Source organism: Ruegeria sp. CDSC068 (assembly GCF_059610545.1).
Genome location: NZ_JBXWNV010000001.1, coordinates 302,374 through 317,946, shown reverse-complemented (window position 1 = coordinate 317,946; position 15,573 = coordinate 302,374). Strand labels below are relative to the sequence as shown.

Annotated in this window: 17 protein-coding genes and 1 tRNA gene; 12 read left to right on the top strand and 6 right to left on the bottom strand. The window is 57.3% G+C overall.

Annotation, left to right across the window (positions count from 1 at the left end; genetic code table 11):
* Positions 1-190 precede the first annotated feature (190 nt).
* A complete protein-coding gene (locus tag AC2FID_RS01500) occupies positions 191-370 on the bottom strand; it encodes a hypothetical protein (protein WP_282168539.1) in 180 nt (59 codons plus the stop codon).
* Between the two features lie 229 nt (positions 371-599).
* Positions 600-686, bottom strand: a tRNA-Leu gene (locus tag AC2FID_RS01495).
* Between the two features lie 144 nt (positions 687-830).
* On the opposite strand from AC2FID_RS01495, the gene AC2FID_RS01490 reads away from it, so the two are divergent.
* Both AC2FID_RS01490 and lipB read left to right on the top strand, forming a co-directional pair.
* Entirely contained in the window at positions 831-1,490 is a 660-nt protein-coding gene (locus tag AC2FID_RS01490; RefSeq protein WP_496753643.1) for a DsbA family oxidoreductase, read from the top strand.
* A gap of 39 nt (positions 1,491-1,529) precedes the next feature.
* Positions 1,530-2,186 carry a lipoyl(octanoyl) transferase LipB gene (gene lipB, locus AC2FID_RS01485; RefSeq protein WP_496753642.1) on the top strand — a complete coding sequence of 219 codons (657 nt, stop codon included), beginning with the start codon at positions 1,530-1,532 and terminating at the stop codon, positions 2,184-2,186.
* A gap of 298 nt (positions 2,187-2,484) precedes the next feature.
* Here the strand turns inward: lipB and AC2FID_RS01480 are convergent, their stop codons facing one another.
* Positions 2,485-3,432 carry a cation diffusion facilitator family transporter gene (locus AC2FID_RS01480; protein ID WP_282168542.1) on the bottom strand — a complete coding sequence of 316 codons (948 nt, stop codon included), beginning with the start codon at positions 3,430-3,432 and terminating at the stop codon, positions 2,485-2,487.
* An 84-nt stretch (positions 3,433-3,516) separates the two neighbouring features.
* On the opposite strand from AC2FID_RS01480, the gene AC2FID_RS01475 reads away from it, so the two are divergent.
* Positions 3,517-3,942, top strand: a complete 426-nt coding sequence (locus AC2FID_RS01475; protein ID WP_496753640.1) for a MerR family transcriptional regulator — start codon at positions 3,517-3,519, stop codon at positions 3,940-3,942.
* 11 nt (positions 3,943-3,953) lie between these two features.
* Here AC2FID_RS01475 and AC2FID_RS01470 read toward each other — a convergent pair whose 3' ends face one another.
* The gene (locus AC2FID_RS01470) at positions 3,954-4,373 is read right to left on the bottom strand and encodes an HIT family protein (protein WP_282118720.1); all 420 of its coding nucleotides are present in this window, start codon (positions 4,371-4,373) and stop codon (positions 3,954-3,956) included.
* 289 nt (positions 4,374-4,662) lie between these two features.
* Here AC2FID_RS01470 and ctaD point away from each other — a divergent pair, with 289 nt between their 5' ends.
* The 4 genes from ctaD (at position 4,663) to AC2FID_RS01450 (ending at position 8,757) form a co-directional block, all read left to right on the top strand.
* On the top strand, positions 4,663-6,336 hold the full coding sequence (ctaD, locus tag AC2FID_RS01465; RefSeq protein ID WP_058277640.1) for a cytochrome c oxidase subunit I: 1,674 nt from the start codon (positions 4,663-4,665) through the stop codon (positions 6,334-6,336).
* A gap of 148 nt (positions 6,337-6,484) precedes the next feature.
* Entirely contained in the window at positions 6,485-7,513 is a 1,029-nt protein-coding gene (locus tag AC2FID_RS01460) for a bestrophin family protein (protein ID WP_496738760.1), read from the top strand.
* 105 nt (positions 7,514-7,618) lie between these two features.
* Positions 7,619-8,218: a 2-hydroxychromene-2-carboxylate isomerase gene (locus AC2FID_RS01455; protein WP_282168546.1), complete on the top strand. Its 600-nt coding sequence runs from the start codon at positions 7,619-7,621 to the stop codon at positions 8,216-8,218.
* A gap of 44 nt (positions 8,219-8,262) precedes the next feature.
* Positions 8,263-8,757, top strand: coding sequence for a DUF2244 domain-containing protein (locus tag AC2FID_RS01450; protein WP_496835011.1), 495 nt, complete (start codon positions 8,263-8,265; stop codon positions 8,755-8,757).
* Positions 8,758-8,778: 21 nt separating this feature from the next.
* On the opposite strand, the gene AC2FID_RS01445 is transcribed toward AC2FID_RS01450, so the two are convergent.
* Positions 8,779-9,264: a GatB/YqeY domain-containing protein gene (locus tag AC2FID_RS01445; protein WP_058274249.1), complete on the bottom strand. Its 486-nt coding sequence runs from the start codon at positions 9,262-9,264 to the stop codon at positions 8,779-8,781.
* 183 nt (positions 9,265-9,447) lie between these two features.
* On the opposite strand from AC2FID_RS01445, the gene carA reads away from it, so the two are divergent.
* Complete coding sequence (gene carA / locus AC2FID_RS01440; protein ID WP_496835072.1) at positions 9,448-10,614, top strand: glutamine-hydrolyzing carbamoyl-phosphate synthase small subunit; 1,167 nt, start codon at positions 9,448-9,450, stop codon at positions 10,612-10,614.
* Positions 10,615-10,695: 81 nt separating this feature from the next.
* Complete coding sequence (locus AC2FID_RS01435) at positions 10,696-12,564, top strand: glycosyltransferase (RefSeq protein WP_496835070.1); 1,869 nt, start codon at positions 10,696-10,698, stop codon at positions 12,562-12,564.
* Between the two features lie 3 nt (positions 12,565-12,567).
* Here AC2FID_RS01435 and AC2FID_RS01430 read toward each other — a convergent pair whose 3' ends face one another.
* A complete protein-coding gene (locus AC2FID_RS01430) occupies positions 12,568-13,215 on the bottom strand; it encodes a GntR family transcriptional regulator (RefSeq protein ID WP_058273905.1) in 648 nt (215 codons plus the stop codon).
* A 100-nt stretch (positions 13,216-13,315) separates the two neighbouring features.
* On the opposite strand from AC2FID_RS01430, the gene AC2FID_RS01425 reads away from it, so the two are divergent.
* From AC2FID_RS01425 to AC2FID_RS01415, 3 genes are all read left to right on the top strand, one after another.
* Positions 13,316-13,960, top strand: coding sequence for a pyrimidine 5'-nucleotidase (locus tag AC2FID_RS01425; protein WP_496835068.1), 645 nt, complete (start codon positions 13,316-13,318; stop codon positions 13,958-13,960).
* 86 nt (positions 13,961-14,046) lie between these two features.
* A complete protein-coding gene (locus AC2FID_RS01420) occupies positions 14,047-14,295 on the top strand; it encodes a hypothetical protein (RefSeq protein ID WP_282118726.1) in 249 nt (82 codons plus the stop codon).
* A 76-nt stretch (positions 14,296-14,371) separates the two neighbouring features.
* Positions 14,372-15,568: a UbiH/UbiF family hydroxylase gene (locus AC2FID_RS01415; RefSeq protein ID WP_496835066.1), complete on the top strand. Its 1,197-nt coding sequence runs from the start codon at positions 14,372-14,374 to the stop codon at positions 15,566-15,568.
* Positions 15,569-15,573: the final 5 nt, after the last annotated feature.

Below are 15,573 nucleotides of genomic sequence, written 5' to 3'. Positions count from 1 at the left end.
CTACTTGCAGGCCGCGATATCACAAGAATTATATTAAGGTATGAAGTTTCCAAGCACTGAGAATTTCTCGTGTTTTGTTCGTTTCCGCTGTTCCAAATGATAGGAACTGGAAACAAAGAAGCCAATGGCCACCAAACTGTTAACGTTTTTCAGCTTATTCATCGATTCGGCACTCTCAATTTGAACTAATTCACTCGTTGTCCCGCGCGTAAATATCCAGCATGTCGAACAACATCGGCTTCGGGGGTTCCTGATCAAGGTTCAGGATAGCGGCTACAACTTCGCGGGCCACTCCACGGGCTTCTAGGCTTTCCCCCACTAGCCGACGAGTCCAGCTATCGTCGGGGTCCAACCCTTGAACACCCGCCATTTAATGCTTTGCAAGTTGCTGGGCGTCGATGAACTTCTGAGTGGCAGATCTAGTGGCAACCTCAGGTTGCCGCCTGTACGTAAGCAAACGATGCCGTTCAATTTATGCGTAATCGCTGCGAAAATATTGCGTAAAGGTCTACGAAACAGTTGAAATTACAGTGATTTTTTTTGAGCTTCACTCCGAAAGGTATTGTTTTTATTTTTTATTTTCAATAACTTACAAGATATGGTGCGGTCGAGAAGACTCGAACTTCCACGGGTGTTACCCCACAGCGACCTCAACGCTGCGCGTCTACCAATTCCGCCACGACCGCACTGCCAATGACTTGGTTGAGGGGCGTATAGACGGTGGCGAACAGGATGTGAAGAGGCAAAAAACAAGCCGATTTGAATTCCGTGTTGCCATCCTTATCTGTACTGCAGACAGAGTTTATTTCCCCCTTCCCCGGAGCCAGCCAATGACCGCGCAAGATCCCCGCCCAATTGTCCAGATTGATATCGTCTCAGACGTTGTGTGCCCCTGGTGCATCGTGGGGTTTCGCCAGCTGGACCTGGCTTTGAAGGAACAAAACGTGCTGGCTAATCTCAGATGGCATCCTTTTGAGCTGAACCCCAATATGCCGCCAGAGGGCCAGAACCTGCGCGAACATATTATGAAGAAGTATGGCTCTACGGTTGAGCAGAGCCAGCAGGCTCGCGATCGGCTGTCCCAGATCGGCGCCGAGCTTGGCTTCACGTTCAACTTCAATGACGACAGCCGGATGGTGAATACTTTTGCAGCACATCAACTGTTGGACTGGGCCGAAACGCAAGGCCGCCAGCATCCGTTGAAGACGGCCCTGTTCGAGGCTTACTTTACCAATCAACAGGACGTATCCCAATCCGAGGTCCTGCTTGATGCGGCCCAAGCGGCGGGTCTGGATCGGGACGCCGCCAAAGCGGCTCTGACTTCGGGCGATCACATTGCGCCAGTTCGCCAAAAGCAGCAATTCTGGACCAGCCGTGGTGTTTCAGGTGTCCCGTCAATGGTGTTTGAGGGCAAGTACCTGGTGACCGGTGCGCAAGGGGCCGAAACCTATTCTGACCTGTTGCAGCGGTGCCTGACCGAAGCTGCGTGACCTCTTTTCTTCGCCCTGCCCCGGCGGTAAGGAGCACTTATGGAATGGAAGATCACTGACGGGCTGACCGATTACAAAGATGCCGTCGCCTTCATGGAGGCGCGCGTGGCCGCAATTGCGGCGGGAGAAGCGGATGAATGTGTGTGGCTGCTGGAGCATCCGCCGCTTTACACCGCGGGCACCTCGGCCCGGATCGAAGACCTGACCGACCCGGATCGTTTTCCGGTCTTTGCGGCCAAGCGCGGCGGTGAATACACTTATCATGGCCCCGGCCAGCGCGTGGCCTATGTGATGCTGGACCTGAACAAACGCGGCAAGGATGTGCGTCGTTTCGTCAAGCAACTGGAAGAATGGGTGATCGCAGCGCTTGCCGAGTTCAACGTGCATGGTGAAATCCGTGACGGTCGCGTTGGAGTTTGGGTGCGGCGCAATGACAAACCGCTGACCCCTTCGGGCCAACCTGCCGAGGATAAAGTGGCCGCGATCGGATTGCGCTTGCGCAAATGGGTCAGCTTCCACGGCATCTCGATCAATGTCGAACCTGACCTCGAACATTTTTCGGGCATCGTCCCCTGCGGCATCACCGAACATGGGGTCACGTCGCTTGTCGATCTGGGGTTGCCGGTTACCTTGGTGGACGTGGACACAGCCCTGCGGAAAACCTTCTCAGAGGTTTTTGCCCCCAATGGGGGCTAAATCGATACCTGCGAATCGTTCAGAATCAATGCGCTGTTAACAATCCGGCAATTTTTAACCCCGCTGTTTCCATACTGAGCCAAAATTTCCCAATGGCTACAGTACAAATAGGGCAAATGGGTGAAAAACTCACTCAAATGGATACATCCCGCGTGTTTGCGGGTAGTATAGATTTACCGTTCTTAGAGTGAGTGGTGTGTTAACCGGTGATCTTGGGTCATCCTGAGTAATCGGAAAATTTTTTGTTAACGAGTCTGCCGTTCCGACCCCAAATCGGAGCGGCAATTCACATCCCACTCTATAGCTTCTCTTCTGTATGCCCAAAACGAGACGACCCGACACACGCGCGGTCGATCTGCTCAAGCTCAAGCGTGGCGTGACCAATGGCAAACCGGTCACGGAGCGATTGTCTGACGCTAGCCCTCACCCCTTCCGCATCGGCCCAGGCCGCCGCGTCCACGACCAGATGGGCCGTCAACGCTGGCTCTCTCTCCTGCATGCTCCACAGGTGGACATGGTGAACCTCGGACACACCCGGTATGTCCTCGATGGCCGAGGCGACCTCCTCCGGTTCCAGTTCTGGGGGCGCTGCCATCATCAGAACGCGGATCGTTTCGCCAATTTCACTTTTGACATGCCACAGTATGTAGACCGAAATCAGGATCGTGACGGCGGGGTCTACCCATGTCCAGTTGAACAGGATCACCGCGGTGCCGGCAATGATCACGGCCACCGATCCCAAGGCGTCCGCCACGTTGTGCAGAAAGGCCGCCCGGATGTTCATGCTGTCCTTGGCCATCGAGTAAGTTAGCGCAGCCGTGACAAGGTCCACAATCAAAGCCAGTGCCGCGATCCAGACGACCATCCAGCCGTTAACCGGCTCAGGCTCAAAAAACCGCATCACGCCTTCGTAGAACAAGTACACCGACAGCACGACCAGAGTGGTGTAGTTGACCAGCGCTGCGACGACCTCGGCCCGGCCATAGCCGAAGCTCATGCGTGGATCGGCAGGTCGGCGGGCGATTTTGCGGGCGAAAAACGCGATGACCAGCGCGATGGCGTCAGAGAAATTATGCAGGGCGTCGGCGATCAACGCCAGCGACCCTGAAAAAATGCCCCCAATGACCTGTGCCAGCGTCAAGAACATGTTGACGGCAATGGCCCAAGCAACGCGCGCGTCCCCTGCCTCCGGGTCTATGTGGTGGTGCGCGTGGCTGTGCCCCTTATGAGAGTGATCATGTGCCATCTAAAATGTGTGTCCCTTGTTACGGCTGCACATTGCATGTAATTCCTCTAGTGACTAGAGGTTCAAGAGCCCTGAGGAAAAAAGATGTATTCAATTGGGTATCTGTCGCGTCACACGCAGGTCAAGATTCCGACCATCCGGTTTTACGAAGACAAGGGGCTGTTGCCGCGCCCGGATCGAACAGCGGGTAATCAGCGCCGGTACGACGACACTGCCTTAAAACGACTGCTTTTTGTTCGCCATTGCCGCGATCTGGGTTTACCGCTGACCGACATCGAAGGTTTGCTGTCTCTGGAAGGCGCATCTGGCGGCGACCTTAACCAAGCGCATGAAATTGCCGAAAGACAACTGGCCGACCTACGGGACCGTATTTCCCGCCTGCGCAGCCTCGAGGCGGAACTGTCTCGAATTTCCAAAGCCTGCGATGGCAAGCACGACCATGTCTGCGCCGTGCTTCACGCATTTGGCGATCATAGTGAGTGCGCGGGGCCACACACGCACTTGACGTAACTGCCTCCCAGTCAGCTCAGCGCAGCTTTGATCTTTTCGGCATGCTGCGCGATCAGGTCGAAATCGCCCATCGTTCCGGGTGCCCGCACAGCAACACCATCATGGCGCGGCAGAATATGGAAATGCAGGTGGAACACCTCCTGCCCTCCGGCGGCCTCGTTGAATTGCTGGATCGTGACCCCGTCCGCATCGAACGCTGCGACGACAGCCTTGGCCATTTTCTGGACCGTTGCGGTCACAGCCGCCAGTTGTGCAGGCGTTGCATCCAGAATGTTGCGGCAAGGGGTTTTGGGGATCACCAGCAGATGCCCGTCCGCGCGCGGCATGATATCCATGAAGGCCACCGTATCGTCATCTTCGTATACTCGGCTCGAAGGGATCTCTGCGCGCAAAATCTTGGCAAAAATATTCTCGGGATCATAGGCGGTCATTTCAATTCTCCGATTGACGCGTTGCCGACAGTTCTGCGGCGCACCCCGGCCCGGGTCAAGCGGGGAACGCAATTCCCAGCCGCCCCCTTGAATTCGGGGCGCTGATACCCAGATGAATGCGGAATTTGGTGAAAATTTCGCGGGTCGCCCTCCTGCCCGCGACAATTAATCTTGATCCAGATCAAACTCGACCATTGAAGGTCGTCCCCCCGCAATCTAAAACCAGCAGGAATCCCGCGCGTTGGAGAGGTCCAACTGCGCGGTGCAGTTGCAACAGGAGGCACCTATAATGGCAGACGCAGCCATTCATGGTCACGACCATGAAGACCAGCGCACATTTTTCCAGCGCTGGTTCATGTCGACCAACCACAAGGACATCGGGATTCTATACCTGGTCGTCTCGGCACTTGCCGGTCTGATTTCAGTTCTGATGACTGTTGTCATGCGGATCGAATTGATGGAACCCGGGGTGCAGCATATGTGCCTGGAAGGCTTCCGACTGTTCGGTAGCGGAGCCGAGCTCTGTACGCCTAACGGACACCTGTGGAACGTTATGATCACCTACCACGGTGTTCTGATGATGTTCTTCGTGGTCATCCCCGCGCTTTTCGGCGGATTTGGCAACTATTTCATGCCGTTGCAGATCGGTGCACCGGACATGGCCTTCCCGCGGATGAACAACCTGTCTTTCTGGCTTTATGTCGCTGGTACGTCGCTGGGTGTGGCCTCGTTGCTGAGCCCCGGTGGTAACGATCAGCTCGGTTCGGGCGTAGGCTGGGTTCTGTACCCGCCGCTGTCTACGACCGAAGGCGGCATGTCCATGGACCTTGCGATCTTTGCCGTGCACGTATCGGGCGCCTCCTCGATCCTCGGCGCGATCAATATGATCACCACCTTCCTGAACATGCGTGCCCCGGGCATGACCCTGTTCAAGGTGCCGCTGTTCAGCTGGTCGATCTTTGTCACCTCGTGGCTGATTCTGTTGTCCCTGCCGGTTCTGGCAGGTGCGATCACCATGTTGCTGATGGATCGCAACTTTGGCTTCACCTTCTTTGATCCCGCCGGTGGCGGCGATCCGATCCTGTATCAGCACATCCTGTGGTTCTTTGGCCACCCGGAAGTGTACATCGTGATCCTGCCTGGGTTCGGCATCATCAGCCACGTCATCGCAACCTTCTCGCGCAAGCCGGTCTTCGGTTACCTGCCGATGGTCTGGGCGATCATCGCGATTGGTGTGCTGGGCTTTGTCGTGTGGGCGCACCACATGTACACCGTTGGCCTGTCACTGCGTCAGCAGGCGTACTTCATGCTGGCCACGATGGTAATTGCGGTGCCGACCGGGGTTAAGGTCTTCTCGTGGATCGCGACCATGTGGGGCGGTTCGATCGAGTTCAAGACACCAATGCTGTTCGCCTTCGGCTTCTTGTTCCTGTTCACCGTTGGCGGTGTGACCGGTGTGGTTCTGTCGCAAGCCGGTGTGGACCGTGCGTATCACGACACCTATTACGTGGTTGCGCACTTCCACTACGTGATGAGCTTGGGTGCCGTGTTTGCGATCTTTGCGGGAATGTACTTCTACTTCTCCAAGATGACAGGTCGCCAGTACTCGGAATTCTGGGGCAAGGTTCACTTCTGGATGTTCTTCATTGGCGCCAACCTGACCTTCTTCCCGCAGCACTTCCTGGGCCGTCAGGGCATGCCGCGCCGCTACATCGACTACCCTGAGGCATTCGCCCAGTGGAACTATGTATCGTCGATTGGCGCGTTCATCTCGTTCGCCTCGTTCCTGCTGTTCTTCGGCATCGTGATCTACGCCCTGCTGCGTGGCAAGCGTGAGACCCGGCCGAACCCCTGGAACGAATACGCGGATACGCTGGAATGGACCCTGCCGACCCCGCCGCCCGAGCACACGTTCGAGCAGCTGCCAAAGCAGGAAGACTGGGATAAAGGCCACGCCCACTAATCCCGGCAAGATAGACTGACAAAGCCCCGCAGATGCGGGGCTTTTCATTTTTCAGACCTCGAGAATTAAACAACGCTGGCATAGACTTGCCCGAGAATAAGCCGTTAGACTGATCTGCAATCGCCAATTGCGCAGGACCCGGTCGGTCATGATCCTTCACGACGGAATAACTGTACGACAGATGGTCAAAGGCTCCTTTGGCTTTATCTGCATCGTGCTGACATGGACGCTGCTGGTTGTACTGGCGGATGAACTCACGACAATCGAGCTGATCTCGAACCCCAGCCCGCCCGTCACCATGCTCGGGCTGGCAGTGGCATTCTTTCTGGGCTTCAAAAACACATCGGCCTTTGCGCGCTGGTCCGAAGCGCGCAGCATCTGGGGCGAGATCGTCAATGCCAGCAGGGACTGGGGCAACACTATTAGCAATCTGGTACTGCCCGACGGCACACCGATTGATCCCGCGCTGCGCGACGAACTCATCGAACGTCACATCGCATGGCTCAATATGCTTGCCTTTCAGCTGCGCCAACCCTCACCGACAGGACGCAGCCGACGTCCATGGATGTTTGGACACAAACCTATTTCAGACCGCACCGAGCTGCATCAAAAGCCCGAATGCTGGCGTGAACGCCAATTGGAAAGCGACTTGCCCAGGCTTGAAGGCAAGAGCAATCGCGCCGCCTATCTGATGTTTCTTCAGGGCGAAAAGCTTGCTGAGTTGGCGCGCAGCCGTGGCATTGACCCCTATTGGCACGTCGCCCTGATGGACCGCCTCGCGCGGTTTACGACGACGCAGGGGCAATGTGAGCGCATCAAAAACACACCGTTCCCAAGACAGGTTGCCGAAGTCGGTCGCGTCTTCAGTTGGATCTTCATCTTCATGCTGCCGCTGGCGTTCAACGACGAGCGATCGATCATCCCCGAAACAGATATCTCCGTATTGCAGCTTGTTATCTTCGACTGGCTGACATTTGCGCCGGTTGGGGCGCTGGTCTGCTGGATCTTCTTTGTCACCGAACGCGTCAGCGCCTCGATGGAGGATCCGTTCGAAGGGGATGTGACCGATGTTCCGATCTCGGCCCTTTGTCGCAGCATCGAGATTGACTTGCGGCAGATGACCGACTGCGGGGTTGCGCCTCAACCCGCGCAACCCATCGAAAAAGTTCTGTTTTAGAGCGACCCGAGTTGGCGCGTGCGCAACGCCATTTCAGGGTGCGTTCGATAATCTGCCCAAATTAGGGTATCATGTATCCAGAAACCCTGGGATCGGAGCCATCAGATGCCCGAAATTGACTTTTGGTTTTCCATCGGCAGCACATACAGCTTCCTGACAATCATGCGCCTGGATGATTGGTGTGATGAGCATGACGCGACCGTCAATTGGCGCCCGTTCAACGTGCGCACCATAATGTCCGAACAACAGAACATTCCCTTTGCGGGCAAACCGGCCAAATCCGCATATATGTGGCGTGATATCGAGCGGCGCGCCGCAAAGTACCACCTGCACGCAACGCTTCCTGCACCCTACCCGATCTCGGATCTTGCGCTGGCCAATCAGGTCGCTGTGCTGGGTATGTCGGATGGCTGGGGCAAGTCCTTTACCCAAAACCTGTACCGCATCTGGTTCGAAGAAGGGATTGAGGCGGGCAGCGAAACAGCGCTGTCAGAAGCACTGCACCGGTGTCAGCAGGACCCGCGCCTGACCCTTGCACGCGCCCGCAGCCCGGACACGATCTCGGCGCTTGAAACCGAAACAGAACAGGCCACAAAACTGGGCGTTTTTGGCGCCCCCAGCCTGGTCGTTCGCGGCGAGGTTTTCTGGGGCGATGACCGGCTGGACGACGCGTTGTCGTGGGCCAGAGTTGGGCACGTCATCTGATCTTTCCTGTTAGACACCGGCAGGTGTTGCGCTATTTTTGCACCATGCCGTATCGATGGAATCAAACCTCAAGTTCCGAGCAAGAGTTGCGCCTGTGGCCGCACAACTCTCTGCCCCCACGCTGGGCGATGCGTGTGGTGTTGGCGGTCTTCCTGTTTGGCTTGATTCCCCTGATGGCTGTTCTTGGGTCGGTTTTGCTGTGGGGTTTGCTGCCATTCATGCTGTTGACCGTTCTGGGACTGTGGTTCGCGATCCAGTCCAATTACCGTGCACGCAGCGTATTTGAGGTGTTGACCCTGACCCGCACGCAAGCCCGTCTGGTACAGCATCACCCCCAACGGGGGCAGCAGGAGTGGTCCTGCAACCGCTATTGGGCGCGTCCCGAAATGCATGAGCGCGGCGGCCCGGTCCCGAATTATGTCACACTGACCGGTGACGGCCGCGAAGTTGAAATCGGCGCGTTTCTGTCTGAGGAAGAGCGGATTTCGCTGTTTGATGAGCTCACAAAAAAACTGCGCGAGCCTGTCGCGCAGCTTTAGCATCTTCGCAAACAATATTGCTTAGCAGCTGCCGCCTGGCGCAGCGCAGAGCTGATCTTTGACCATCGGGCCAACCTTGCCGAAATCCATCTGGCCGGTGTAGCGGGTTTTCAGCTCACCCATCACTTTGCCCATGTCGCGGATCGACCCGGCGCCGGTGGCCGTGATTGCGGTCTGAATGGCCTTGCTCACCTCGTCATCGTCCAATTGCTTGGGCAAGAATTCCTCGATGACCTCGACCTCGCGCAGTTCCCGTTCGGCCAGATCCAATCGGCTGCCCTCTTCATAAGCGCGGGCGCTTTCCTTGCGCTGCTTGGTCATTTTACCAAGAATTTCAAGCACCTCTGTGTCGCCGCAGCCTTTGGCTTCTTCGTTGTCAGACGCGCGCGAGGCGATGTCACGGTCCTTGATCGCAGCATTAATCAGGCGCAGCGTCGACAAGCGCTCGGCATCCTTGTCTTTCATTGCTTGCTTCAGGGCAGTGTTCACCCGTGATCGCATATCCATATGTTCTGTCCATCCCCATGGCAAAGGAACCCCGACCATATCGAAACAAAAAGCGCGATACAACAGGGGGTGCATATGGTTAACTTGTTGATTTTAAACAATAGCCCAAAAATTGAACAGACTTGACCCGAGCGTACAACCCCCTTAGGTATGCGCCGGTTTACCTTGCAGGAGAGTCGCGCCATGGCCCAGAACGCCCCGTCCAAGCCCACCGCATGTCTGGCATTGGCCGACGGTACATTGTTCTACGGTATGGGCTTCGGCGCCACCGGCCAAACCGTGGCTGAACTGTGCTTTAACACCGCCATGACCGGATATCAGGAAATCATGACTGACCCCTCTTATGCGGGACAGATCGTGACCTTCACCTTCCCTCATATCGGCAATGTCGGCGTGAACCCCGAGGATGACGAGACCGGCGATCCGGTTGCCGCCGGGATGGTGGTCAAATGGGACCCGACCGAGCCCTCGAACTGGCGCTCGGCCGAAGAATTGAAAACCTGGCTGGCCCGCCGTGGCCGCATCGCCATCGGTGGTGTGGACACGCGTCGCCTGACCCGTGCCATCCGTCAGCAAGGCGCACCACATGTCGCGTTGTCACATGATCCCGACGGAAACTTTGATATCGAGGCCCTGGTTGCTGCCGCGCGTGGCTTTGCCGGTCTGGAAGGTATGGATCTGGCCAAAGAGGTCACCTGCGCCCAAAGCTATCGCTGGGATGAAATGCGGTGGGCCTGGCCAGACGGGTACAAACGTCAGGAAGCTCCGGTTCATAAAGTTGTCGCCGTGGACTTTGGCGCAAAGCGCAATATCCTGCGCTGCCTCGCCTCGGCCGGATGCGACGTCACGGTTCTGCCTGCAACAGCGACGGCCGCCGAGGTGCTGGCCCATAATCCCGATGGCGTGTTCCTGTCGAACGGCCCCGGAGACCCGGCAGCCACCGGTGAATACGCCGTGCCGATGATCAAAGACGTTTTGGGCACCACCGACCTGCCCGTCTTTGGCATCTGTCTGGGACACCAGATGCTGGCGCTGGCTTTGGGCGGCCATACCGTAAAGATGAACCACGGCCACCACGGGGCCAACCATCCGGTTAAAGATCTGGATACCGGCAAGGTCGAGATCACCTCGATGAACCATGGTTTTGCGGTGGACGCCCAGTCCCTGCCCGACGGGGTTGTGGAAACCCACCGCTCGTTGTTTGACGGGTCCAACTGCGGCATCCGCATGACCGATCGCCCTGTCTATTCAGTGCAGCACCACCCCGAAGCCTCGCCCGGCCCACAGGACAGCTACTATCTGTTCGAACGCTTTGCCGAAGCAATGGCAGACAAGAAAGCGCAGGCTTAACCACTTCATCGTATAGTGTTAACGCGCTGTTAACCTTGATTGAGCCACCCTGACGCGGGTCACCGTGTCAGGGTTTTTTTTATGGTTGAACATAGCCTGCAGCAATTCGCGCGCGCCGCGCCGATTTCTGTTGGGGCGCGGAAACCCCTTGGCGCCTGTTTACTCGAACGTAGATGCATCACCCCCGCGCAGCTCGAAAAGGCGCTGCATTTGCAATCCAGACAACAGGCTCCACTAGGCGAGATCCTTGTCGGAGAGGGCTGGATCAGCCGTCAGGAAGTCATGGATGCTTTGTCCGAGCAGACCAACCTGCAAATTGCTGATCTGAAAGACACGCCCCCCTCCCCGACCTTATGTGACATCAAACCGGTCGAATTCTGGCTAAAGCACAATGTGATCCCGTGGTTGCGCATCGGCCCGATCCTGCTGATCGCGACCGCGGATCCAAACCGCTTTGCCGCGGTCCGCGCCGCCCTGTCCGACACTGAACACACGATTGCCCCGGTACTTGCATCGGCCAGTCAGATTGATCACGCGATTGCCAGTGCATTTTCCGAAACTTTGGCAAAAGGCGCGGAAACCCGGGTCGACAAGGATCAGAGCTGTCGATCATGGACGCCGACAAAGCGCGCGGGTCCCATCGCGGCCCTTGCGGGACTTCTTTTCTTTTTTACAGCCTTTCCTCTGGTTGGTCTGGCTGCTCTTTTGACCACGGCCACCGTTTCACTGCTCTTGTTCATGGTTTTGCGCATTGTGGGCTTGGTCTCATACCTTATGAGATGCCGCCAAGTGTGCCCAGCGCCCGAGCCTGTCCCGCTGCGATTGCCACGCGTATCGATGATGGTGCCCCTTTACAAAGAACGAGAAATAGCAAGCGCTTTAATTAAGCGGCTACAACGCCTGACCTACCCAAAGGCGTTGTTGGATGTCATTCTGGTGCTGGAGGCCTCAGATGAGGTAACGCGCACCACATTAAGCCGAGTGGATCTGCCTAGCTGGATCAGAACGGTGGAAGTCCCGGAACTGAATGGACTGACGACCAAGCCCCGCGCGATGAACTACGCGCTGGATTTTTGCCGTGGCGACGTTCTGGGTGTGTGGGATGCCGAGGACGCGCCGCAACCGGATCAGATCGAACGGGTGGTCCGGCATTTTGCGCGGGCTGACGAAGACGTCGTCTGCCTGCAAGGTGTTCTGGATTATTACAACCCGCGCACAAATTGGCGGTCACGCTGCTTTACCATCGAATACAACAGCTGGTTTCGGATCATCCTGCAAGGCATTGCGCATCTGGGTCTGGTCGTCCCCCTTGGGGGCACAACATTCTATTTTCGCAGGGATAAATTGCTGGAGCTTGGCGGCTGGGATGCCCACAACGTAACCGAGGATGCAGATCTGGGCGTGCGCCTCAGCCGTGCGGGGTATCGAACCGAGATGGTCGATACCACCACCTATGAAGAGGCAAACTTTCGTGCCTGGCCGTGGGTCAAGCAGCGCTCGCGCTGGCTGAAGGGGTTCATGGTGACCTATTTGGTGCACATGCGTGCGCCGCGGCGTCTGCTAAGCGACATCGGGTTCAAGCGATTTCTTGGCGTTCAGGCGTTCTTCTTAGGCACTATTGGCCAGTTTCTACTGGCACCAGTCCTATGGCTGTTCTGGTTAGCAACACTGGGCTTGCCTGGCCCGTTCGATTCGCTTTTGTCTGATTGGGCCTTCTACGCACTCATCAGCCTGTTTCTGGCGGCCGAGATCACCAATCTGATCGTTGGAATGCTGGCCGTTGCAGCACAGGAAAGACGGTTCCTGACGCCGTGGGTTCCAACAATGCCGCTGTATTTTCCGCTAGGCGTATTAGCCGCCTACAAAGCCCTGTGGGAACTGGCCAGCAACCCGTTCTTCTGGGACAAAACTCAGCATGGGCAGGCCCGCGAAGAAGTACAGCCGCACTGACGGTCATTTCTCGCGCAGCACCGCATCCTGTTTCAGCCGGGTCATGAAGGCCACCGAGATATGTTCTTTCAGCGCGCGCTCTGCCGCCTCTTCATCACGGGCGGTGATCGCCTCGACAATGCCCTTATGCTCGCTTTGCGCAATCTCGCCGCGGCCCTGAACGGCAAGAGACGTCGTAGCCATCAGAGCCATTGTGCGGTGCACAAGATTCAGCTGCTGCACCAGATACCGGTTGTGCGAAGCCAGATGGATCTGTTCATGAAACCGCCGGTTGGCCCGCGACAGTGCCGTTGGATCATTCACCAACGCATCGTCAGCGGCGACCATGTCCTGCAGCACTTTGATCTCTTCTTCGGTGGCGTGTTTCGCGGCCAGCTTTGCGGCCAACCCTTCCAATTCGCGCCGGACCACATAAAGTTCGGCCATTTGGTTGTGATCCAATGAGGCCACGATCAGTGATCGTCCGTCACGCTCTAGCAGGGACTGCGTCTCAAGTCGCTGCAACGCTTCGCGGATAGGTGTACGAGACACGCCAAATCGTTCTGCCAGCTCACTTTCGACCAATCGGTCGCCGGGCTTGTAAACGCCCACATCAATCGCTTCGAGAATAAGGCTATAGGCGTCTTTGTTGGGCTGACGGGATTGCGGCATGGGGTGTTTTTTCTCCTCGTTCGGACATGTCTATCCGCCTCAGGCCCGTGCAATCAAGTGTAGCATTGAAAACCTGTGCATGGCGGCCTAAACCCAACCCATGGTCAAACCTTCTTTTTCGCACGTCACCCAATGGGTGTTCGACCTCGACAACACGCTGTACCCGCCTCATATGCAACTATTCGACCAGATCGAGGTTCTGATGACGGATTACGTGGTGCAGGCCATTGGCGTCGACCGAGCCGAGGCGGATCGTCTGCGCTCGCACTATTGGCGGGAATACGGCACCACGCTGGCCGGCTTGATGGCCGAGCATGACCTGGACCCCGAACCCTATCTGTATGCCGTGCATCAGGTGGACATGAGCCACATGGACCCCGACGCCGAGTTGGCCGACCACATCCGGTGCCTGCCTGGCCGTCGCATCGTTTACACCAACGGTAGCGCGCCTTATGCCGAACGTGTGCTAAAAGCACGCGGCCTCAGCGGTTTGTTCGATGCGGTTTATGGCGTAGAACACGCGGGCTATCGTCCAAAACCCGAACAGGCCGCGTTCGAGGCGATCTTTGCACAGGATGGCATCGACGCCGACAAGGCGGCCATGTTTGAAGATGATCCGCGCAATCTGGCTGCTCCGCACGCGATGGGAATGCGCACTGTTCACGTAGCGCCCGAGCCGCAAAAGGCCGATCATATACACCATCACACCGACGATCTGACTGCGTTTTTGTCCCGCCTGCGATAGGCTGTCACACTGCGACGATCTGCACATTCTGCAGGTGCATGATCGACCCTATATGCGCCTCAGCGACGAACAGAATCGGAGACCCCATGAGCGCGATCGAGATGCCCGGACGCCTGCCCATCTGGCAGCGCCTGTTATTTGCAGTTCCCCTGTTTGGCTGGTTAGTCAAAGATGCCGCTCATGCAAAGGGCGAAGAGTGGGGTTATACAGCGGCCGCGATTTTCAGCATGTGGGGCTGTTCTGCCCTGTTGTTCGGTCTGCCGGGCCTATACATCCCAGCCGTGATGATGGTGCCGGTGATGTTCCTGATCCTCATCCTGATTTCACGCGGCTGACACGCGGGACAGGATGTCACTTGGCACCCGATGCAGAACCGAACTAGGTTCTGCCCAACACTCGGAGGCCAAGGTCATGAAAGACAGCTGTGACATCCTGATTTCAGGCGGCGGAATCGCCGGTCTGACCGCTGCGGCAGCCTTTGGAACCGCCGGGTTCGACGTTATTTGTGTCGACCCGACGCTCCCGATAACCGAGCGCGACGTGGACGGCTCTGATTTGCGGACCACCGCCTTTTTGCAACCGGCGCACGGCTTGTTAGAGCAATGTGGGTTGTGGCAACGGCTGGACCCACACGCGGCCCCCTTGCAGATCATGCGGATTGTGGACGCAGGTGGAGACGTTCCTGAACCCCGCGTGGTACGCGATTTCAACGCCGCAGATATTTCGGATCTGCCCTTCGGCTGGAACCTGCCCAACTGGCTGTTGCGGCGCGAGATGGTGGCACGACTGGCCGAACTGCCCAACGTCGATTTCCGCCCCGGTACTGGCACTGTCAGTCTGTTCACCCGCACTGCCGAAGCGCGTGTCGGCCTGAGTGACGGCAGCCGCATTCGTTGCAAACTGGTGGTCGCCGCTGACGGGCGCAACTCTCCCATGCGCGAGGCGGCTGGGATCAACGTCCATACCACGCGCTATGGCCAGAAAGCATTGGCCTTTGCAGTCACACATCCCATCCCGCACGACAATGTTTCGACCGAAATTCACCGCTCGGGCGGGCCGTTCACCCTGGTCCCCCTGCCCGATTGGCAGGGGCAACCGTCTTCGGCGATTGTGTGGATGGAGCGCGGACCCCGCGCGGTTGAGTTGCTCAACACCGAGCCCGAGGCGTTTGAAGCGTTGATGACCGAACGGTCCTGTGGGTTGTTCGGACCGTTAAAACTGGCTTCGCGCCGGACCATCTGGCCGATCATCAGCCAGTCAGCGGAACGTCTGGCTGGCGAGCGAGTCGCGCTGATGGCAGAGGCCGCCCATGTGGTGCCGCCAATTGGTGCACAGGGATTGAACATGTCGCTGGGTGATCTGAGCAGCCTGCTGGAACTGGCGCAGGCCCGCCCCGAAGGTCTGGGCGATGCACAGATGCTCGATGCCTATCACAAAGCCCGCCATACCGAGATTGAGATGCGGGTCAAAGGCATCGATCTGTTGAACCGCGCCTCAATGATTGAAGCGCGACCGTTAAGGGACGTGCGGGCAATGGGGCTGAATGCGCTCTATTCCTTGCCGGCTGTTCGCAAGACCTTGATGCAAATGGGCCTCGGCGTACGCTAAGGCCC

Bases quoted from the DNA above. Each gene is read 5' to 3' on its own strand.
- lipB (WP_496753642.1), top strand. From the start codon at position 1,530: ATGGAATGGAAGATCACTGACGGGCTGACCGATTACAAAGATGCCGTC.
- carA (WP_496835072.1), top strand. From the start codon at position 9,448: ATGGCCCAGAACGCCCCGTCCAAGCCCACCGCATGTCTGGCATTGGCC.
- AC2FID_RS01500 (WP_282168539.1), bottom strand. From the start codon at position 370: ATGGCGGGTGTTCAAGGGTTGGACCCCGACGATAGCTGGACTCGTCGG.
- AC2FID_RS01475 (WP_496753640.1), top strand. From the start codon at position 3,517: ATGTATTCAATTGGGTATCTGTCGCGTCACACGCAGGTCAAGATTCCG.
- AC2FID_RS01450 (WP_496835011.1), top strand. From the start codon at position 8,263: ATGCCGTATCGATGGAATCAAACCTCAAGTTCCGAGCAAGAGTTGCGC.
- AC2FID_RS01460 (WP_496738760.1), top strand. From the start codon at position 6,485: ATGATCCTTCACGACGGAATAACTGTACGACAGATGGTCAAAGGCTCC.
- AC2FID_RS01445 (WP_058274249.1), bottom strand. From the start codon at position 9,264: ATGGATATGCGATCACGGGTGAACACTGCCCTGAAGCAAGCAATGAAA.
- AC2FID_RS01415 (WP_496835066.1), top strand. From the start codon at position 14,372: ATGAAAGACAGCTGTGACATCCTGATTTCAGGCGGCGGAATCGCCGGT.
- ctaD (WP_058277640.1), top strand. From the start codon at position 4,663: ATGGCAGACGCAGCCATTCATGGTCACGACCATGAAGACCAGCGCACA.
- AC2FID_RS01480 (WP_282168542.1), bottom strand. From the start codon at position 3,432: ATGGCACATGATCACTCTCATAAGGGGCACAGCCACGCGCACCACCAC.
- AC2FID_RS01420 (WP_282118726.1), top strand. From the start codon at position 14,047: ATGAGCGCGATCGAGATGCCCGGACGCCTGCCCATCTGGCAGCGCCTG.
- AC2FID_RS01425 (WP_496835068.1), top strand. From the start codon at position 13,316: ATGGTCAAACCTTCTTTTTCGCACGTCACCCAATGGGTGTTCGACCTC.
- AC2FID_RS01455 (WP_282168546.1), top strand. From the start codon at position 7,619: ATGCCCGAAATTGACTTTTGGTTTTCCATCGGCAGCACATACAGCTTC.
- AC2FID_RS01430 (WP_058273905.1), bottom strand. From the start codon at position 13,215: ATGCCGCAATCCCGTCAGCCCAACAAAGACGCCTATAGCCTTATTCTC.
- AC2FID_RS01490 (WP_496753643.1), top strand. From the start codon at position 831: ATGACCGCGCAAGATCCCCGCCCAATTGTCCAGATTGATATCGTCTCA.
- AC2FID_RS01470 (WP_282118720.1), bottom strand. From the start codon at position 4,373: ATGACCGCCTATGATCCCGAGAATATTTTTGCCAAGATTTTGCGCGCA.
- AC2FID_RS01435 (WP_496835070.1), top strand. From the start codon at position 10,696: ATGGTTGAACATAGCCTGCAGCAATTCGCGCGCGCCGCGCCGATTTCT.